Source organism: Pseudomonas sp. SWRI179 (assembly GCF_014268705.1).
GTDB lineage: Bacteria > Pseudomonadota > Gammaproteobacteria > Pseudomonadales > Pseudomonadaceae > Aquipseudomonas > Aquipseudomonas zanjanensis.
Window position 1 is genome coordinate 127,544 of the sequence record NZ_JABWRA010000006.1, and the last position, 17,972, is coordinate 145,515.

16 protein-coding genes and 1 pseudogene are annotated in these 17,972 nt (G+C 57.9%); 10 read left to right on the forward strand and 7 right to left on the reverse strand.

The genetic code is table 11. The features are described 5' to 3' along the window. Window positions 1-5: 5 nt before the first annotated feature. Window positions 6-965, reverse strand: a complete 960-nt coding sequence (locus tag HU767_RS05405; protein ID WP_186728679.1) for a hypothetical protein — start codon at window positions 963-965, stop codon at window positions 6-8. Window positions 966-1,089: 124 nt separating this feature from the next. Then, window positions 1,090-1,881, reverse strand: a complete 792-nt coding sequence (locus tag HU767_RS05410; RefSeq protein WP_186728678.1) for a helix-turn-helix transcriptional regulator — start codon at window positions 1,879-1,881, stop codon at window positions 1,090-1,092. Window positions 1,882-2,018: 137 nt separating this feature from the next. On the opposite strand from HU767_RS05410, the gene HU767_RS05415 reads away from it, so the two are divergent. After that, entirely contained in the window at window positions 2,019-3,122 is a 1,104-nt protein-coding gene (locus HU767_RS05415; protein ID WP_186704787.1) for a polyamine ABC transporter substrate-binding protein, read from the forward strand. 88 nt (window positions 3,123-3,210) lie between these two features. Then, a complete protein-coding gene (gene tssI / locus HU767_RS05420) occupies window positions 3,211-4,521 on the forward strand; it encodes a type VI secretion system tip protein TssI/VgrG (RefSeq protein ID WP_186728677.1) in 1,311 nt (436 codons plus the stop codon). Between the two features lie 93 nt (window positions 4,522-4,614). On the opposite strand, the gene HU767_RS05425 is transcribed toward tssI, so the two are convergent. After that, a complete protein-coding gene (locus tag HU767_RS05425) occupies window positions 4,615-5,412 on the reverse strand; it encodes an alpha/beta hydrolase (protein WP_186728676.1) in 798 nt (265 codons plus the stop codon). 226 nt (window positions 5,413-5,638) lie between these two features. Here HU767_RS05425 and HU767_RS05430 point away from each other — a divergent pair, with 226 nt between their 5' ends. The 7 genes and pseudogenes from HU767_RS05430 (at window position 5,639) to HU767_RS05460 (ending at window position 13,466) form a co-directional block, all read left to right on the forward strand. Next, on the forward strand, window positions 5,639-6,673 hold the full coding sequence (locus tag HU767_RS05430) for an aldo/keto reductase (RefSeq protein ID WP_186704790.1): 1,035 nt from the start codon (window positions 5,639-5,641) through the stop codon (window positions 6,671-6,673). A gap of 35 nt (window positions 6,674-6,708) precedes the next feature. Continuing rightward, window positions 6,709-7,038, forward strand: a pseudogene (locus tag HU767_RS05435) (2,4-dienoyl-CoA reductase); the annotation flags it as partial. A gap of 77 nt (window positions 7,039-7,115) precedes the next feature. Further along, complete coding sequence (locus HU767_RS05440) at window positions 7,116-7,631, forward strand: sigma-70 family RNA polymerase sigma factor (protein ID WP_186728729.1); 516 nt, start codon at window positions 7,116-7,118, stop codon at window positions 7,629-7,631. Continuing rightward, complete coding sequence (locus HU767_RS05445; RefSeq protein ID WP_186728675.1) at window positions 7,618-8,598, forward strand: FecR domain-containing protein; 981 nt, start codon at window positions 7,618-7,620, stop codon at window positions 8,596-8,598. The genes HU767_RS05440 and HU767_RS05445 overlap by 14 nt, the downstream gene beginning before the upstream one ends. A 118-nt stretch (window positions 8,599-8,716) precedes the next feature. Further along, the gene (locus tag HU767_RS05450) at window positions 8,717-11,107 is read left to right on the forward strand and encodes a TonB-dependent siderophore receptor (RefSeq protein WP_186728674.1); all 2,391 of its coding nucleotides are present in this window, start codon (window positions 8,717-8,719) and stop codon (window positions 11,105-11,107) included. 524 nt (window positions 11,108-11,631) lie between these two features. Beyond that, complete coding sequence (locus tag HU767_RS05455; protein WP_186728673.1) at window positions 11,632-12,873, forward strand: DUF1835 domain-containing protein; 1,242 nt, start codon at window positions 11,632-11,634, stop codon at window positions 12,871-12,873. Window positions 12,874-12,929: 56 nt separating this feature from the next. Beyond that, a complete protein-coding gene (locus tag HU767_RS05460; RefSeq protein ID WP_186728672.1) occupies window positions 12,930-13,466 on the forward strand; it encodes a dihydrofolate reductase family protein in 537 nt (178 codons plus the stop codon). A 9-nt stretch (window positions 13,467-13,475) separates the two neighbouring features. Here the strand turns inward: HU767_RS05460 and HU767_RS05465 are convergent, their stop codons facing one another. The 3 genes from HU767_RS05465 to HU767_RS05475 form a co-directional block, all read right to left on the reverse strand. Beyond that, window positions 13,476-15,242 carry a S8/S53 family peptidase gene (locus HU767_RS05465; protein WP_186728671.1) on the reverse strand — a complete coding sequence of 589 codons (1,767 nt, stop codon included), beginning with the start codon at window positions 15,240-15,242 and terminating at the stop codon, window positions 13,476-13,478. Between the two features lie 97 nt (window positions 15,243-15,339). Continuing rightward, on the reverse strand, window positions 15,340-15,906 hold the full coding sequence (locus tag HU767_RS05470) for a hypothetical protein (protein WP_186728670.1): 567 nt from the start codon (window positions 15,904-15,906) through the stop codon (window positions 15,340-15,342). A 43-nt stretch (window positions 15,907-15,949) separates the two neighbouring features. Beyond that, a complete protein-coding gene (locus HU767_RS05475) occupies window positions 15,950-16,243 on the reverse strand; it encodes a hypothetical protein (protein WP_186704797.1) in 294 nt (97 codons plus the stop codon). 230 nt (window positions 16,244-16,473) lie between these two features. Between HU767_RS05475 and HU767_RS05480 the strand changes: the two genes are divergently transcribed. After that, complete coding sequence (locus HU767_RS05480) at window positions 16,474-17,121, forward strand: DUF998 domain-containing protein (RefSeq protein WP_186728669.1); 648 nt, start codon at window positions 16,474-16,476, stop codon at window positions 17,119-17,121. An 18-nt stretch (window positions 17,122-17,139) separates the two neighbouring features. On the opposite strand, the gene HU767_RS05485 is transcribed toward HU767_RS05480, so the two are convergent. Next, entirely contained in the window at window positions 17,140-17,955 is an 816-nt protein-coding gene (locus HU767_RS05485; RefSeq protein WP_186704799.1) for a hypothetical protein, read from the reverse strand. Window positions 17,956-17,972 lie beyond the last annotated feature (17 nt).

Genomic DNA, 17,972 nt, shown 5'->3' on the forward strand with positions numbered 1-17,972 from the left:
CACCCTCAGGGATTGGAACTCATCCGGCCCTGGATCGCCGTGCGCAGACAACCCCAGGCGATGAATCCGAGGATCAACACCTCCGCCATGCCCACCAGCATGTGGAATGAAAAGGTCAGCGGTTGTTCGGCCCAGTAGAACGTTGTCATGCCGGTTCGACCGCCGCCGACGCGCAGCCGCCCGCTAAATAGCGCAGGGACCAAGGTGATGACGTGACTCAGCTCCAGGACGGCCAGGAAAACACCCAGTAGAAAGAGCAGGGCGCGTGCGGGCGTGCCGAGTTTTTCAGTGGGCTCGTGGGCAGGCGTGAGTTCCTGGGTTCTGCGCTGCCTGGCTTCCCTCACCGCCTTGCCGCTGGTTGGGGCTGGAGCAGGTCTGTAGGCTGGCTTCACAGCCGCCGTCGAACCCGCGACCACTTCAGTAGGCACTGCCACGTTCAAATAGTCGGCCAGCTCACGCAGCCACACATCGGTGGGTTTACTGCCCGGCACTACCGGAACGTTATCGGTGGTCAGGCGGTGCTCGGTGCCATCGCGCATCACCAGCCACAGCTGGGTGTAGGCGGGCTCGGCCTCTTGGCGGCGGCGAAGTTCGAGGCATTTGGGGGTGTCGATTCTAAAGACCGAATGCACACGCTCGCGGCGTCCAAAAAAGTTTCGGGTGCGGCGCTTGCCTTCACCCTCGCGTCGCGATAACAGCAAGGTCTCGCGGACGCCGGTGTACACCATCAAGAGGAGGCCGAGGGCAGGGATCAGCAGCAGTCCCAGCACAATCAGCAATGCGAACAATGGATCGACGTCAGTCTGAGGGAGGCCTCCGTCAGCGATCACAAACACGGCGAACGCCACCGGTGCAATGAAGGCAAGCGCGCCTGTCAGCAGCACGAATGCGCTTTGTACGAGGTTACGGGAGTGGATGTGCAGGTCATCCTGCGCGGTGCGCTCGAACCGATGTCCAATCAACATGCAGAACTCCTGGTGCGTCGCCTTCAGAACGATCAAAGGGTCGTGACAAGCAGTGGCACGCCGCAGGCCTGGATCGTGTTTAACACCGCGCAGAATACCTCATGCCCAGACGTACCCACTGACTTCAATGCGTAGCGGGAACGTTCTGTCTTGGCATGAAAAATCGTGCAAACAGCTCGGATTGGGACTTGATATTCAGTTTTGCGTAAATATTGCGGCGGTGCACCTTTATGGTTTCCGCCGAGAGGGAAAGCTTTCCGGCTATTTCTTTGTTGGAGAAGCCGCTGAGTAATAAACGCAGGACATCACTTTCACGTGCTGTTATCTGCGTGCCCAGCTGGTTGACCGTTTCTGGCCATAGAGGCGGCTCAGCCAGCGTTTTCTCCACGTCAATTTCAAACCCCATGCGCTGATGCATCAATGCAGTCACCCACGGTTTGATAATGTCGAGCAAGGTTATTTGTTCTTGGCTGAAACGGGCTTTGCTGCCAATAGATAGGCACAACGTTCTGTCGGGGTCGAGCTGGACATTGTATTGTGCTTCGTCCATGGAAATGTATTGGGCGAAATACTTGTGGTAATACTCGGTTTCAAGGAAGTATTCCGGTGCAATATCCAGTAAGTGGAAGAAACCGCTCTGTGGGTTTTCCCGATTGGCTATATAAAATGGATCCAGTAAATAAAGACCTTTCACGTAGCGATGAATGAAAGCGTCAACTTCTTCCGCATCGGCCACTTCGGGAAGACTGACGACCTGTACCTGTTGGTTGCTGAAAATCAATACCACCCAATTATCGATCTGCACGTATTCATTTAATGTGCGAACCAGTGAACTCCAGAACTCTGGACGGTTCAGTTGCATGATCAGCTTCCCGATCGATCGATGCCAGGCCAGGCTGTGAAGGTCAAACGGCATTTTCTACCCCTTTAGGGTTAGGGCGTCGCAGGTCAAAGGTAAGTATTCGTAGGTATTTACTATTCGGTGGCAGCCGGTATATTCGCTGCCAGGTTTACGATAGCCATGAGGGCATGTCGTCTTGACAAGGATGTTGCATGAGAAAGTCACATTTGCGAACCCTTTTTTCGGCCTCGCTTCTCTGTGTCGGGATAAGCACATCCGTGGCGGCTGTAGAGCCTGGGATGTATCTCTATAACTGGTTCGGGTTGCTGGCGCCTGAGACGCCAAAGGAGTTTGAACAGGAAACTGGCACGCGCGTGCACATGGATGCGTTCGACAGCGCTGAGATCATGCAGAGCAAGGTCATGGCCGGGCGCACCGGGTATGACGTGGTGGTGGCGACCTCCAATGTGTTGCCAGGCCTGATCCAGGCGGGCGTCCTTCAGCCTTTGGATCGTGATCAGCTGAGTAACTTTTCACATATTGACCCTGACATCCTCGCTCAGCTCGCAGTCAATGATCCAGGTAACCGCTACGCCGTGCCTTATTTGTGGGGCACCACTGGCATTGGTTATGACGTGGACAAAGTCAAAGCGGCATTGGGCAATGATGCGCCGGTCAATAGCTGGGATCTGATCTTCAAAGAAGAAAACATCAGCAAACTCCAATCGTGTGGAGTGGCAATGCTCGACTCTCCCAGTGAGATCATCTCGATTGCCTTGAATTACCTTGGACTCCCTAGCAACAGCAAGAACCCGGATGATTACCAGAAAGCCCAAGCCTTGCTGTTGAAAATCCGCCCCTACGTCCTTTATTTCGATTCGTCCAGAATCGACGCCGACCTGGCAGACGGCAATATCTGTGCTGTTGTGGGGTGGGCCAATGGTGCCCTGGCGGCACAGGCCATCAACGAAAAGGCTAACACCGGACGCAAGATTTCCTACAGTCTTCCTCGCGAAGGCGCGCTGTCCTGGTCGGAGAATCTGGTGCTGCTGAAAGATGCGCCCCATCCCAAGGAAGGCATGGCGTTCATCAATTATATGTTGCGACCAGAAATTATCGCCAAGACCTCAAATCACACGCTGTACCCTAACGCAAACAAAGATGCCGCTGAGTTTGTCGAGCAGAAGTTGCGAGACAACCCTTGGATCTATCCCGACAAAAAGACGGTCGCGACACTTATTCCCCTTGAGCCACTGCCATTGAAACTGGAGCGAATCCGCACGCGGATATGGACCAAAGTGAAGAGTGGTGTGTGACCTGACTTGATTGTCGCCTGTTGCTCGTTGCGTGCCTTGGTTATAGGCGGGCGTCGGACGAGCAGCAGGTTTAAAAAGAGAACAGCGGATGTTCAACCCAGCCAATCAAACGCACTTCAGTTTGACCATCGACGGTTTTTCCCAGGACTTTCAAGTGCTCGCCTTCACGGGAGAAGAGGCGCTCAGCAGGCCTTACCTGTTCAGCGTGGATTTTGTTAGCGAACGGTCTGACCTGGCGCTTGAAGGCCTCTTCGACCGAGAGGCTTTCCTGACCTTGGACGCGAAGGGCAACGGCATTCATGGACGGGTCTATCACATCGTTCATAGCGCTCATGGTCAGCACTTGATGCGCTACAGCCTGGCCCTCGTCCCGCAGTTGTCCTACTTGCGTCACCGCATCAACCGAAGGATCTATCAACAGTTCTCGGTACCGAAAATCGTGGCCTTGATATTGGAAGAACACGGTGTTGTGGGCGACGCTTATCGGTTTCATCTGGGGGCGACCTACCCAGACCGTGAATACTGTACTCAGTACAACGAAACGGACTTGCACTTTGTTCAGCGCTTGTGTGAAGAGGAGGGTATTCACTTTCACTTCCAACACAGTGCTCAAGGCCATGTGCTGGTCTTTGGTGACGATCAGGCGGTTTTCCCCAGGATTGGACAGCCCACTGCTTATGGGCAAGCGCGCGACAGGGTGGCCAACGAGCCACTGATCAAGCGCATCAACCTGCGTCTGGGACAGCTCCCCCGTCGTATCTCGCACCAACCGCTGGACATTGAAACGGATGACAGGCTGGAGCGTTTCACCGGTCATGAGCACGGAAAACAGATACGTCTTCGGACCATGGAACGCCGCCACGCGGCTTATCGACAAGCCGAAGGGCAGAGCGACCAGACTCGGTTGGTCAGCGGTCAAGTACTGGACATCTCAGGCCATCCGCGCCAGGAGTGGAATGCCCCATGGCTACTGACCCAGGTCGTCCACGAAGGCCGGCAACCACAGGTAATGAGTGAGCACGTCGCCAGTGGCAACACGGGGAACGAAGATGACTTCCGCCAAGGGTACCGCAACCGCTTTATCGTGCTGCCATGGAATGTGTCCTATCGTCCGCCGTTGGCTCACAAGAAACCGCAGGTACTACGCAAGCAGACCGCTGTAGTCATCGCCCTGGAGGACGAAGAAATCCAGGGTGATCGGCGCTTCGCAAGGATCAAGGTCGAGTTTCCCTGGGACCGTGAAGATCGATTTGACGACAAGAGTCGTTGTTGGCTGAAGAGGGCGTCCGATTGGAGTTGTGAGATGGGGCCGCCCCGGACGGGCATGGAAGTCGTGGTTACATTTCTTGAGAACGATCCTGATCAGCCGGTGATCAGTGGTTGTTTGTGTTGTCGTTAAGGACATCCAAACAACTATGCCTTGAGCCGTTGCGGACAATCCAGGCCAGGGGCCCGATGATGTCCGCACGCAGCCTGATTTACGCCATTCAGGTCAACCGGTATTGCGTTTCAGGAAACCCTCGATAACAGTTGCGAAATAAGGCGGGCACTCCTGCATCGGGTAATGACCGCAGTTCGGGATAACGTGCAGTTCTGCGTTCGGATGCCACGCCAGAAAGGTTCGGGCCATAGCCGCGGTATCAAGTCCGGGGTCCTTGTCGCCGACAATAATCAAATACGGTGTTTCAAGGCCTTGAATGTCATCGACGAAATTTGCTGTGACCATCATTTCGAGGTACCTCGCCCGGCAGGCAGGTGAGACTGTGTCGCGGCTTTGTTGGACCTTGAGATCAACCCATCCATCGCAAAGACCTCCGGTCACGAATTTGAACAGCCGCCGAAGGGCCTCGTCGTCTTCTGCCGTGCTGGCAAAGAACGTCAGCGCTTCTGGGCTCAACCGATTGCCAGCGGCAGAAACGGGGCACACCGCTATCGCGCTTGCGACGCGAGACGGGGCATCCGCAGCGATACGTTGCGTGATCATCCCGGTCATCGAGTGGCCGACTACGTGGAAGCGCGTCCAACCGAACTGGTCGGCGAGCATAAGGCAATCGGAGGAAATCTCCTCCACTGTAAATTCGCCAGCCAATTCAATGGATTGTCCGTAGCCACGCAAATCAACGAAAACATAGGTAAACGCGCGACCGTCAAGACAGGGCATGACGGCATCGTAGCTGGAGTGGTCGCCCAGCCAGTCATGCATGACCAGTACGTGAATGGGGCCATTGCCGTACCGCACATACCCTAAGGTGGTGTCAGCTCCGAAGCTGATTTCAACGGATGCTTTCATTTCATGGTTCCTTTGTGGTTGGGGGAACCAAAACGAAAACGCCCTCCCGGCGAACCGGGAGGGCGTTTTGAAAGAGAGGCAACCCTATCAATCTCTTGAGTCAGGTTCAATAGGCGAGCCAACCCATCGCAGCAAGCCCGCAATAACCCGTCTAGACTCCATGCGCACTCATTCACTCTCAACCCAGCGCAGGTCGCCGAAGCCTCTTGCCCTGAAGGAGTCCGTCATGCGCTATCGCATTTTCGGCAATACCGGCCTGCGGGTCTCTTCCCTCGCGCTGGGCACTGGCAACTTTGGTAAAGGCTGGGGCTACGGGGCCGACTTGGACGAGGCCCGTAGAATCTACGACGGTTACCGGGAAGCAGGGGGCAATTTCATCGATACGGCCGATCAATATCAATTTGGCCAATCGGAATCCATGCTCGGCGATTTCATGGCGACCGAGCGCGATGAAGTCGTGTTGGCGACCAAATTTTCGCTGGGTGATTCACCTGGTGCCGGCGTCCTGCGCTCCGGCAACAGCCGCAAAGCCATGCGCAGCTCGGTGGAGGCCAGCCTCAAGCGCCTCAAGACGGATCACATTGATCTTTTGTGGGTGCACATGCCCGATGGCGTAACGCCTATCGACGAAATTGTGCGGGGGCTGGATGACCTGATCCGCGCTGGCAAAGTGCTCTATAGCGGACTGTCGAACTTCCCGGCTTGGCGTGTCGCAACGGCCGCCACCCTGGCGGAGCTTCGGGGTTGGTCGGCGATATCGGCGGTGCAATTGGAGCACAGCCTGGTGGAGCGCTCGGCCGAACGCGAACTCCTGCCGATGGCCGCTGCCTTCAATCTGGGAACCGTCGGATGGTCACCGCTCGGCGGTGGTTTGCTGACCGGTAAATACCGCAAAGGGGAAACCGGTCGTGCGCAGGGTTTGGGGGCGGTGATCCACGATGAGGACAGCGAGCGCAAGACCTCGACGGTGGACGCGGTGTTAGCGATCGCCGAAGAGACCGGCCACACGCCGGGCCAGATCGCAATCGCCTGGGTGCTGGCCAAGGGAACACTCCCGATCATCGGTCCACGCACGCCGGAGCAGATGGCCGATAACCTGGCGTCAGTCGAAGTTCAGCTGACGGCGGATCAACTGGCACAGCTGGACGCTGCCAGCGCCATGCCCCTTGGATTCCCACACGATAAGGTGGCTGCTTCAGCACCTTCGCTTGCCGGCGGCAAGGCAGACCTCATTGATGCAATGAACCGGGCCGTTCGATGAATCGAGTTTCCAGGCAGTCCGCCCATTGAATCAATCCGATGGCCGAAAGCGTCGTGCAAAGCGGTGTGGACATGGTGGGCATCGGAACGGCGTTGGCCATCGATCCTTATCTGCCGCATGACTGGCTGCTGGGCAAAGACAACGCCACGCAACTGCCGCCCATTACTTGGAAAAACAAGACCCTTGCGGCCTTGGCGAACATGGCGGTCGTGAAGTTTCAATTGCACAAACTGAGTCGGGCCAAAAAGCCCGATCCGAGGGTGTCGCCGTTGCGCGCGCTGATCCTGCAACAGCTCACCCTGGCATTTCGCACCCGCCAGTATCGGCTTTGGGTGGAGAAGCGTTCGCCCAGAAGCGGACACTAAGCGCCACGTATTTGCCTAAGGCCTATCGCCTGAGTAGAATGCGATTAATTATCAATCATGTACTTGCCGGGATTCCGATGCGCAGCGATGAAACACTAGGTACTGCAGATCTAGGGCTGCTCTATCGAACCCACCACTCGTGGTTATACGGCTGGCTAATCCGACGCATTGGATGTCGCGATAACGCAGCAGATTTGGCGCAGGACACCTTCGTACGCCTGCTCAAGTCCCGTCAGTCCAGCCCCTTGCGTGAACCACGCGCCTATTTGAGCAGTATCGCCCGCGGACTGATGATTGATCAGTATCGTCGTCGCGAACTCGAACGTGCCTACTTGGAAAGCATCATGTTGCTGCCTCAACACGAGGTGCCCTCGGAAGAAAGCCGACTGATGATTCTTGATGCGCTCGAGCGCATAGATCGCATGCTCGGTATGCTTAAACCGAGAGTTCGCCAGGCATTTTTATTTGCCCGACTCGACGGCCTGACGTGCGCGCAAATAGCCGAAAAGCTGGGCGTTTCCCGCGCGACGGTGGAACGCGACCTGGCCACGGCCCTGCAACACTGCTATCGCTTGCGTTATGTCGAGTCGTGAGCCGCAGACGCTGGATCCGGCCATTGTCGAGCAGGCGATCCAATGGCTGGTGCGCCTTCGCTTCAATCAAGCCGATGAACAGACACAGCGCACTTTTGAGCATTGGCTCCAGCAGCGCCCGGAGCATGTGTTGGCGTGGCAGCGTGTGGAAACGCTTGGGGATGAATTCGTCGGCGTGCCCGCTCAACTGGCGCGACAAACCCTTAATGGCACCCATCATGGAATGCGGCGGCGCGAAAGCCTGAAGCTACTGGGCCTATTGGCGACTGTCAGCACGGCAGCCTGGCTCGGCCGGGACTACACACCCGTACCCGCGATGCTTGCGCAGCAACGCAGCAGCACCGGCGAGCAACGACGCTTCCAACTCGATGATGGCAGCCTTATCCAGCTCAATAGTGATAGTGCCGTCGACAGCGATTTCGACGCCCAGCGACGCCTGATCATCCTGCGACGGGGTGAAATCATCGTGAATGTCGGTGCGGATCAACACTCGCCTCGAGCGCGACCGTTCTGGGTGCAATCCCGTGACGGGATCATGCGCGCCCAGAGCTCCCGCTTTCTGGCACGCGAGCTGGACGATGGCACTCTGGTCGCGGCTCAGGAAGGATCAGTCACGGTTTTCCCCGGCTCCAGTCAAACGCCTGCGAGCCGCAGCGTCCAGGCAGGCAATCAGCTGCTGTTCACATCAAGTGGCGCCCGAACGTTCAAAGGCAATGGCCTTGATCTATGGAGCTGGGGTGACGGGGTGATCAGTGCACGCAATATGCGCCTCAATGATTTCATCGTGGAGCTGTCGCGTTATCGCCCCGGGGTACTGCGCTGCGCCGAAGAGGTCGCTGATCGTCGCGTTTCCGGCACCTTCCAGCTCGCCGACAACGATCAGGTCCTGGCATTGATCGCGCAATCACTGCGCTTGCACATTGATTATCGGACCCGCTATTGGGTGACCGTGACCGCTGCCACCTGAGCCCATCGGAACTTTGCGCCACCTGAAAAAGAATGAGGTGCTTTCTCATTCTCGTTCGACCTCTAAGGAAGGCCGGAATACAGGCCAGTCTGCCGATGTCCTTTCTTGGAGCGAGAAAATGAGTTCGTCCCCGGTTTCACAGCGCCATCCATTAAATCGTGCCTTGCACGGTGCGATTTTGGGTTTGATCGTGAGCAGCTACGCATTGCCATCGCTGGCGCAAACCTCGAGCGCTGACCACAGCAACCAAGTCAAGCAGTGGAACATCGCTGCCGGCCCACTGGCGCCGGCGCTTGATCGTTTTGCGCGGGAGGCTGGCATCAGTCTTTCCTTCGACGCGTCGAGTGTAGTGAACCGCACCACGGCTGGCGTGAATGGCACGCTCGATACATCGGCAGCGCTGTCATCGTTGCTGCAGGGGAGCGAATTGCAAATCGAACAGCAAGGCCCGAATGCCTATCTACTGTCCCCTCGACCAAAGCCCGCCGGCCCGCTGGAGCTCGGCGCAACGGACGTCGAGGACTACCGCCTTGCCCCCCTCATCATCAATGCCAAGGTCAGGGTCAGTGCCGACGACGACGCCAACTCGGTGGTCGCCCAGGAGCTCTGGGTTGGCGGCAAGGTGGCAACCAGCATTCTCAATACACCGGCATCGGTGTCGGTGGTTACCAACAAGGAAATGGAGCAACGCAGCGTCAGCACCACGGAAGAGGCGCTGCAATACACGCCGGGCGTGGTCAGTGACTTCTATGGTACGGATGACCGCAACGACTATTTCCAGATCCGGGGCTTCCAGGCCACTACCTACCGTGACGGCTTGACCCTGAGTTCGATGCGCGGCGTACGCGAAGATCCATTCGCCTATGAACGCATCGAGATTTTGCGTGGCGCCAACTCCACGCTGTTTGGCCCCGCGGACCCGGGTGGTTCGGTGAACTTCGTGACCAAACAACCGCGCTTCGAGCAGTTTGGCCAAGGCTATGTGACCTACGGGTCGTTTGACCATGTCGAGACAGGCATCGATGTGGGGGATGCGCTGAACGACGAGAAAACCTTGGCTGGCCGCTTTACTGCCAAAGGCCAAAACAGCGACCGCGAGTACGATCACTCACAGGACGACAACCGGTTGGTGATGGGTGGCCTCACCTGGGCACCCACGGATTACACGTCAGCCACCGTGATTCTGGACTATCTGAAAACTGAAAGTTCGCCCAACAGTGGCGGCTATCCGCTGGACAAGGAATACGACCGCAGCAAGTTCTATGGTGAGCCCAGTTACAACTTCCACGATGTCGAGCGCACCAGCCTCAGCGGTAACGTCACCCATGACTTCGACAACGGCTTTGTATTGCGCAGCAATCTGCGTTACAGCAAGTTGACCGATGATTTTGGCTACGTTTATCTCAGCGACAGCGCCGCACGTGTCGGTACTACCGTTGACCGGTATCTGTTTGGAACGGACAGTGAGGCCGACCAGTTCAACGGCAATCTGATGCTGCAATACGATGCCCGCTTCGAGAACATCGACAGCAGCAGCCTGGTGGGCGTGGAGTACCTCGATTCGACCACCAAGGAAAGCTCGGTCTACGCCCTGACCACCCCGATTGACATTGCAAATCCCGTGTTTACTGGCGTTCCACGTTCAATCACGCCGTATGCCGTCAACAAGCGAGACGCGACCACCAAGGCCGTGTTCCTTCAGCAGAACCTATCGTTCTACGAGCGTTTCATCGTCACCGCGGGTATGCGCAACGACTCGATGGACCTTACCAGCAAAGGCTTGATATCCACGGAAAAAGACAACTTCTCCGAAACCTCCTACCGAGGTGCGTTGACCTATATCGTCAACGATGAGGTGTCCACCTATGTGAGCATGGTGGAATCCGTCTCGCCGCCTCAGGTTGGCGTAACACCGCAGACGGGCACGCAGTACGAAGTGGGCGTGAAGTATGCGCCGATGGGGATGGACGCACTGTTCTCCGCAGCCGTTTATGACCTGACCCAGGAAAACGTCACCATCGCCGTGGTGCTGCCGAGCGGCATCATTGAGCAACAGACGGTGGGTGAATCGCGGGCCCGTGGCCTCGACCTGGAGGCCAAGGCGCAGGTGACGCAGAACCTCAGCCTGATTGGTGGCTACTCCTATATGGAGTCCGAGGTACTGCGCGGTTCGTTGTACGACGGCAGCTCCCTGAAGGGTAATGAGTTCTCCACGGCGCCCCAGCATTCCGCTTCGCTCTGGAGTTATTACGACGTGCCCGGCACGGATGTCAGCGTTGGCTTGGGGGCACGCTATGTCGGCTCTTATTACTTCGATGCAGCCAACTCCGGCAAAAGCGATGGCACCACGCTGTTCGACGCCGCCTTCAACTACGAGATCGCCAAGGGCACCGACCTTGCGGTGAACGTCAGCAACCTGCTGGATGAGCAGCACGTGGTCGGTTCCGGCACAGCGAACTTCTACAACCCGGGTCGCGAGATTACCGCCAAAGTGAGTTACAACTGGTAAGCAGGCGTGTAAGCCCAATGCTGTTCACTTAAGGCAATCGACAAACCCGTGGCGAGGGAGCTTGCTCCCGCTGGGCCGCGAAGCGGCCCCAAAACCTGCCAAGTGCGGCGTATCAGACACACACCGCATCGCCGGTTTACGACTGCTTCGCAGCCGAGCGGGAGCAAGCTCCCTCGCCACAGGGCCATCATTTTTCTTAAGTGAACGGCATGGGGTATAAGCCTTTTTTCCATAGTCGTGCGCTGTCCAGCGTCCGTTTCTGGGCCGAAAGTCGCCTGTTGCGGCACAGTCCATGGCCAGATTTCTAGATGTTCACAGCAACCCAGAGGGGATGCACCTCCCCAGCACTCCGAAATCTGCCCACCGCCAAGCTTTGCTTTCATCAGTACTTCCCGCTAAAGTCGGTCCCCGGGCGTTTGCTGCGCCTGCGGTCCGCGCGAAGGGGTCATCCCCAAGGCAGGTTTTTCGAATTTTTCATTCCAACTCCCGGCTTGTCGGCGGACCGAGCCCTGTAAGGAGTTGGCATGCCCGCCACCAACGCTTCCCGTCATCACGGTCTCCTCGATTTACCCTTCCTGCGTAAGCGCGCCAAGCGTCTTTTGAAGGCACTGAAAAACCATGAAGCCGACAATGTGCGTGAGCAGCTGCGCGCAATGGGCTTGTCTGGCCCGGACTATCGACTGGCCGACACACAATGGCTGGTTGCCCGTGAGGCTGGTTTCGCCAGTTGGCCCAAGCTGATTACCCACACCGATGGCGTGACGTTCGCCGCACGTCATCCGGGGTTCGTTGCGACTAACGAAGCGGCGGTCCAGCATTGGCGATGCGGTAACGACATCGAGCACAGCCTGCGGGTGGCTGGTTTTTCAGGTTCGTTTCATATGTTTGATGATCCGATGGTGATGGGTCCGGTCCCCGCATTACCTGACGATGATTACTGGTCAGTGCGAGCCAATTTCCTGGTACAGGCATTTGGGCTCTCTCACCGTGATATTCAACAGCGCCAGGCCATGCAGCGTGACGCGCTGGCAAAACTGGACGCGGACGGTGAACTGGTACTGTGGTGCGAGGGCGATGCCTACGATCAATTGTTTCTGATCCGGTTACTGGCGAGTTTACCGGCCTTGCCGCGCAGGCTCGAATTGATTGAAATCAGCCGGGTACCCGGCGTGGAGCGCTTTATTGGCATTGGTCAGCTTGCCCCGGATTTGCTCCCCTGGCTCTGGTCGCAACGGCGCTCGCTCGGTGAGGACGCGTTGGCACTGGCGCGCGAAGCATGGGCCGCCTACACCGCAGCAGACCCAGGCGACTGGGCAGGCCTTGCAGCACACTTGCATCCCGCGCTGCCGCTGCTCGGGCCTGCTTTGGCGAGACAACTGCAGGAGCTTCCCGGGGCAGGCGACGGCTTGAGTCTGACTCAGCGGCTGGTGCTGCGTGTGCTCGCCGATCATGGCGAGCTGCCTGCTGGTAAGGTGTTCAGCCATCTAATGATGAGCTACGAGCCTCTGCCTTATCTGGGCGACCTGATGTTCCATGCGCTGCTGCGACCGTTGATCGATGCACCACACCCCTTGGTGCATGAACAGCCGGGACGTGAATGGCAGAGGCGCCTTGTTCGTGTGACGGCCTTGGGCGAGCAAATGTTGCTCGGGCATATCAACTGGCTCGATTACGCGCCAGCAGAGCGTTGGGCCGGCGGGGTGCGTATCGTTGCTGATCGGTCACCTTGGGTAGTGAATAGCGACGGGCGGGTGTGGCGTCGCTGAACAAGTCTTCAACTCACGGCCACACTTCAATATCCACCACAACAAAGGAGCCTCAAATGCCTACCGCTCACGTCTTCATCGCCACCAGCCTGGATGGTTTCATTTCTCGGCCCGACGGTGACATCGACTGGCTCTTGCAACGCGACGACCCATCCGAGGACCACGGCTATCAAGACTTCATCACCGACAAGGACGTCATCGTGATGGGGCGCGGGAGCTATGAAAAGGTACGGACCTTCGACACCTGGTTCTACGACCGGCCCGTGGTGGTGCTGTCCAGACAGTTGGCCGATTCGCCGGTGCCCGAGGCGTTGAAGAATAAGCTGCGTTTCTCCAACCTGGCACCGAAGGCGTTGATGACGGAGCTGGCAAGCCAAGGCGTGCAGCGCGTCTATGTGGATGGCGGGCGGGTGGTGCAGTCGTTCCTGCGCGAGGGCTTGGTGACCGATATGGTGATTACCACCGTTCCGGTGTTGATTGGCTCGGGGCGGCCGTTGTTTGGCGGGCTTGAGCAGGATGTGGATTTGAAACTCGTATCCAGCCGCAGCTTTGCGTCGGGCTTGGTGCAATCCACTTACCGATTGCTCCCATGACCCGCCGGTTCAACGCACACGATCACGGCTTTGCGCCGCCAAATCCAGGGCCTTTTGCATGTCCAGCCGTGCCGAGCGGCCGACGTCCTTGTCGTTGAGTTGGTAGCGGCGTTCCGACGGCAGGATGGGCGCGGTGAGGTCTTCGCCGTCCATCTGTTCGAAGTCGTGGTTTTCGCCGATGGTCATGGCGCTACGGCGTAACAGCATGCGCAATTGCTCGGGTTGCAGTTGCGGGTTGATGGACAGCATCGCCGCCAGCAGGCCCGCGACCATGGGCGTGGCGTAGGACGTGCCGCAATGCACGGCGCTGTCCTGGCCGGCGCTGCTCGTCGAGGCGTGGGCGCAAGCGGCGGCGGTGATGTCGACGCGCATGTCGATGTTCGAGGAGCTGCGCTTGACCGCATAGGCCGGGTCGTCGACGGCAACGCCAGTATGCTCGCTGCGCTGGTGCCCGCCGACCACGAGCAATTGCTCTGTGATGAAGGATGAGGGCAGGCGATATTCGTCGCTGCCCGAGAAGGAAGAACCATTGCCGGCGGAGTTCACCACGATCACGTCGGGATGCGCCTTGCGCAGCCAAAGGAAAAACTCTTCCAGCAGTTCTTCGTAGCCACCCATGGCGAGGCCCGAGCGCAGCAGCGAGTCGACGTCATCGCCCTTGATGTCTTTGGCGCCGACGCGGTGGATGCCCCAGCTCCAATTGAGCACACGCACGCCGTCTTCCACGAGGTTGACCGAGGCGGCGATGTTGGCGGTGATGCCAGCATCGGAGTTACGTTCGACGATGACCTCGAAGCCACCGCTGGCCTTGTCCAGGCCACGGAGGAAACCGGTGTTGCCGCTGTCATCCCAACGTGCGGCGAGGATGCCGGCGACGGTCGTGCCGTGATTGTCCGGTTTGTCTGCATCGCGGGCGTAGACGCAAGTGCGCGGCGGCGAGCAGGCGCCGACGTCGTCCGCGAAATCCGTCGTGTCGAAGTCCACATCGCGCTCGATCAGGCCAATGCGCACCGGTTGCGGCTGGATGGGTGGCTGACGGCCGGGGATGCGCCGTTGGTAATAGTTCACCGCGTCGAGAAAGCGATTCGCGGCCCATTCGTCGGAGTCCAGGGCGGGTTTTTTCGGTTCTTCAGGATGGGCAGCGGCCTGCTCGGTTTCTTCGGCAGAGGACTCCTCGATCACCACGGCATCCACGCTGGTCTCGCTGCCCAGGCGCAGCACCAGTGCATCGCGCTGCACCAGGTCCTTGGCGGGCAAGCGAAGTTGGTACAGGTTCAGCGGCGCGATGCTGCCGACCACCTTCGCGCCGTACTTGTGGGCCAGGCGCTCGGCTTCCTGGCGGCCATCACGGTCTTCCTCGATCAGCACGCTGACCAGGTCGACATAAGTGGTCAGGCCGTCCATGTTCTTCGCCACTGCGTCCGGCCCGGCGGCCAGCACGTGACTGTTGCGCAAGGTCAGCCAGGCGGCGTTGCTGGTGCGTAGGCCGTCTTCCAGCCAGAGCGGGCCGCTTTGGTAATCGGCGGCGTCCAGGCGCACGCGCAGGTTGTTCCCTTCGCGTTGGACCATGTCTGCGGGTATTGCCTTTGCTCCCAACTTCAGTTGCGGCGTTGCATCACCCAGCCCGCGCGCTGTCAGGCACCAATCCTGGTGCTGGCTTTGCAACAGGTCGCCGCAGCGTTTCAAGCTTTCCAGGCGCAGCGGTTCCGGTGCCGCGGCCGCTGTGCCGGCAGCCAAGGTGAACAGCGTAGCGAGGGCAGCAAGTCGTAGGAGCATGGGCCAGGTTTCTTTGTCGAGGGTCTTGTTGCTCCGACTGTGATGCGGCGTGCTTCGTTCAGCGGGATAACGAGATTCAGCGAATACCCATTCCGGTTCAAAAGCTCTCGAGGCGCACTGCAACACCTGCTTGCCGTGCGAGTTCGATCATGGCTTCGACCTGGTCGGTATCGGCAATGAACCCGACATATTCGTCGCTACCAGCGTCCAGGTGCAGGTAGCGTTTGTCGAACGCCATGAGCCATCGGTCGAAATTGGCCAGCGTCTCCGACATCGGCAGCGTACCCTCATAGCGGTAGGGGTAAGTTTCTTTTACCCCGCTGGCGCTGACCAGATAGGGCACCAGATACTCGAAACCATCAAAGCCTCTCCAGTCGACGCCTAGCAACGCCAAGTGTTCGAGCTTCTGGCCTTTGTCTGCATCCAGCAAGCCTTCCACCAGCGCGGTGGCCGGCTCCTGGCCCGAGCCGTAAATGCGCAGCACGCGCCTGACCAGCCTGGCACGTTCGGCGTCTGGTATACGGGCCAGTAGGGCTTGGGTAAACGCCTTCAGTTCGGCGCGATAAGGATGCAGCTCCCGCATGATCGCCGCGTCGCTGAGCGTCGTTTCCTCCGGTGGCGGCAGGGTAAAGCGGCCGCCGAACAAGCGATCAAGAATGCCCATTTTTTTTCCGTTCCTTGGGTTGTCGATCTTTTCCAGTCTACTGTTATACGCATCCCACATGAACGCGATACCGGATATCCCGATCAAAAGGGTCGTCCGGGTTTTCGTAGGCTTCTAGTATTTCCAAGAAGCCCATTCGCTCAAGGCTCGCCAGATCTTCGAGGGTCCAATCAAAAGGGAAGTCGCTGGAAAAGCTTTCGCCCTGGTGTTCAATCCAATGAAAAACCGGGAAGGGCAGGTAACCGAGCCATTCCGATCGATAGGTGATCTCGTCAGATTCGCCACCGATCACCATGGCGCGGATCTGGTTCTTGATGATTGTTTGGCGTTCATCCATGGTGTTTCGATCCCGATTAATGATTGACTGCGTATTCTGTGTAGAATCCGTTTTCTCCAGAATTCAAAGGATTGAGCCTGTTAATCACTTGCCATGTCCGGTACGTTATTGACCCCTCGCAGTTTCCTGCACCCGGTTCTTGATTGAGCGGTTGGACGCTTGAATCAATGCAATATTTCACATCACATCACCTCACAAACAGACATCACAACGACAAGGAATGTCACCTCATGAAAACCATCGATCGTGCTTTGCTAGGCTTCGGAATATTGATTCCATTCTGGCTGCTTTTGGGTGTCGCACTGACTGCCCGGGCCTACCCAGGCTATAGCCATCTGGATCAAGCCATGAGCCAACTAGGCGCCGTTGGATCGCCAACCCACAGCTTCTCTGCCTGGGTGAACAACTTTCCCCTGGGTGTGATGTTCGTGCTTTTCGCTCTAGGCGTGGCGAGACGGTTCAAGGCATCGCGGATGGCCTTGCTTAGCGCCGCACTGATTTTCGTCCACGGTTTGGCAAGTTTCGTGGCCGGCTATTTTTCCTGTGACCAAGGTTGTGCGCCGGTTCAGCCGTCGGTTTCGCAACAGAACCACAACCTTGCGGGATTGGTGATGTTTATCTCGCTTACCCTGGCGGGGGCGTTGTGGGCGTTCCTTGGCAAGTCGCTGCTTTCGTCGTCCAGGTTCGCCATGTTCTCGGCGATCTGCGTAGTCCTGGCCATTGTGACCGTTGTGCTGATGGCGACGGCGTTGGCCGACGGGCACTTGTTTGGCCTGTACCAGCGGCTCAACTATGGGGTTTCGGTGGTCTGGGTTGCGTCGTTGGCCGCTGTTGCCCTAAAGGGTGATGCCGATATGAAGGTTGCGTACGCCCGTTAAAGGCAGCAAAGAAATCTCCTAGTGCTGGCCTACGTGATTTTTCCACGGCAGATAATCCACCCGGACCACGCGCTTCGCAGTGCCGTCAGCTTTCACTTGAAAGTCAGGCATCTTTGCGACGTTCAACTCTAGGCATTGCTGGGTGAGTGTCTGCCGTAACTCAGGATTGGGTTGAAAGTATTCCGGGCGCAGGCTGTGTTTTTCAAGTTCTACGTCGCACCGAATGACCTCACCCTTCGCGTTCGCCGTGAAGTCGAAGCGGGCGGTGCCGAAAGCGCTCAGGGACTGCTTTGCAACGACGTTGTCCCAAAAGAAACGACTTTCAACGGCATCCCGTTGGCGTAGACGTTCGTGATCAGCCATTGACGGCGTCTCCCCTGATGCGATCAAGGGCGCGATGATTTCGAGGCCGCCATCCTTTGGACTCTGGAGATTTTCCGGGAGGGGGCCCCACGCTCTACTCCAGCAAACGTCGGCCATGAGGTTCACCAAACGGGAGGGGGTGCCGGCTTCAGCAGACTTAGCCTCGCAAAGCCGCACATCTCCCTGGCGATCCAGCTTCATCGTTAACTTGACACTTCCCCGCAGACCTTCGGGATTGGCGTAGAGCGCGTCGCGAACCAAGGTGGCACGCAGAACCCTGATGTAACGTCTTTCTTCCAGCCGTTTGATTTCTTCCGAAGTAAGGAATGTCGGCATGGACTTCCCGCCGCTGTCGACCCAGGCGTCCATTTTCTGTTCATAGGTCGCCTGATGGCAGCCAGGAAGAACGGCCAAGGCTGCCGCCCCTATCAGGATGGGGATTGTGCGACGGCGGTAGGTAAGGGGGCTCATTCATGCGCTCCTTGCGG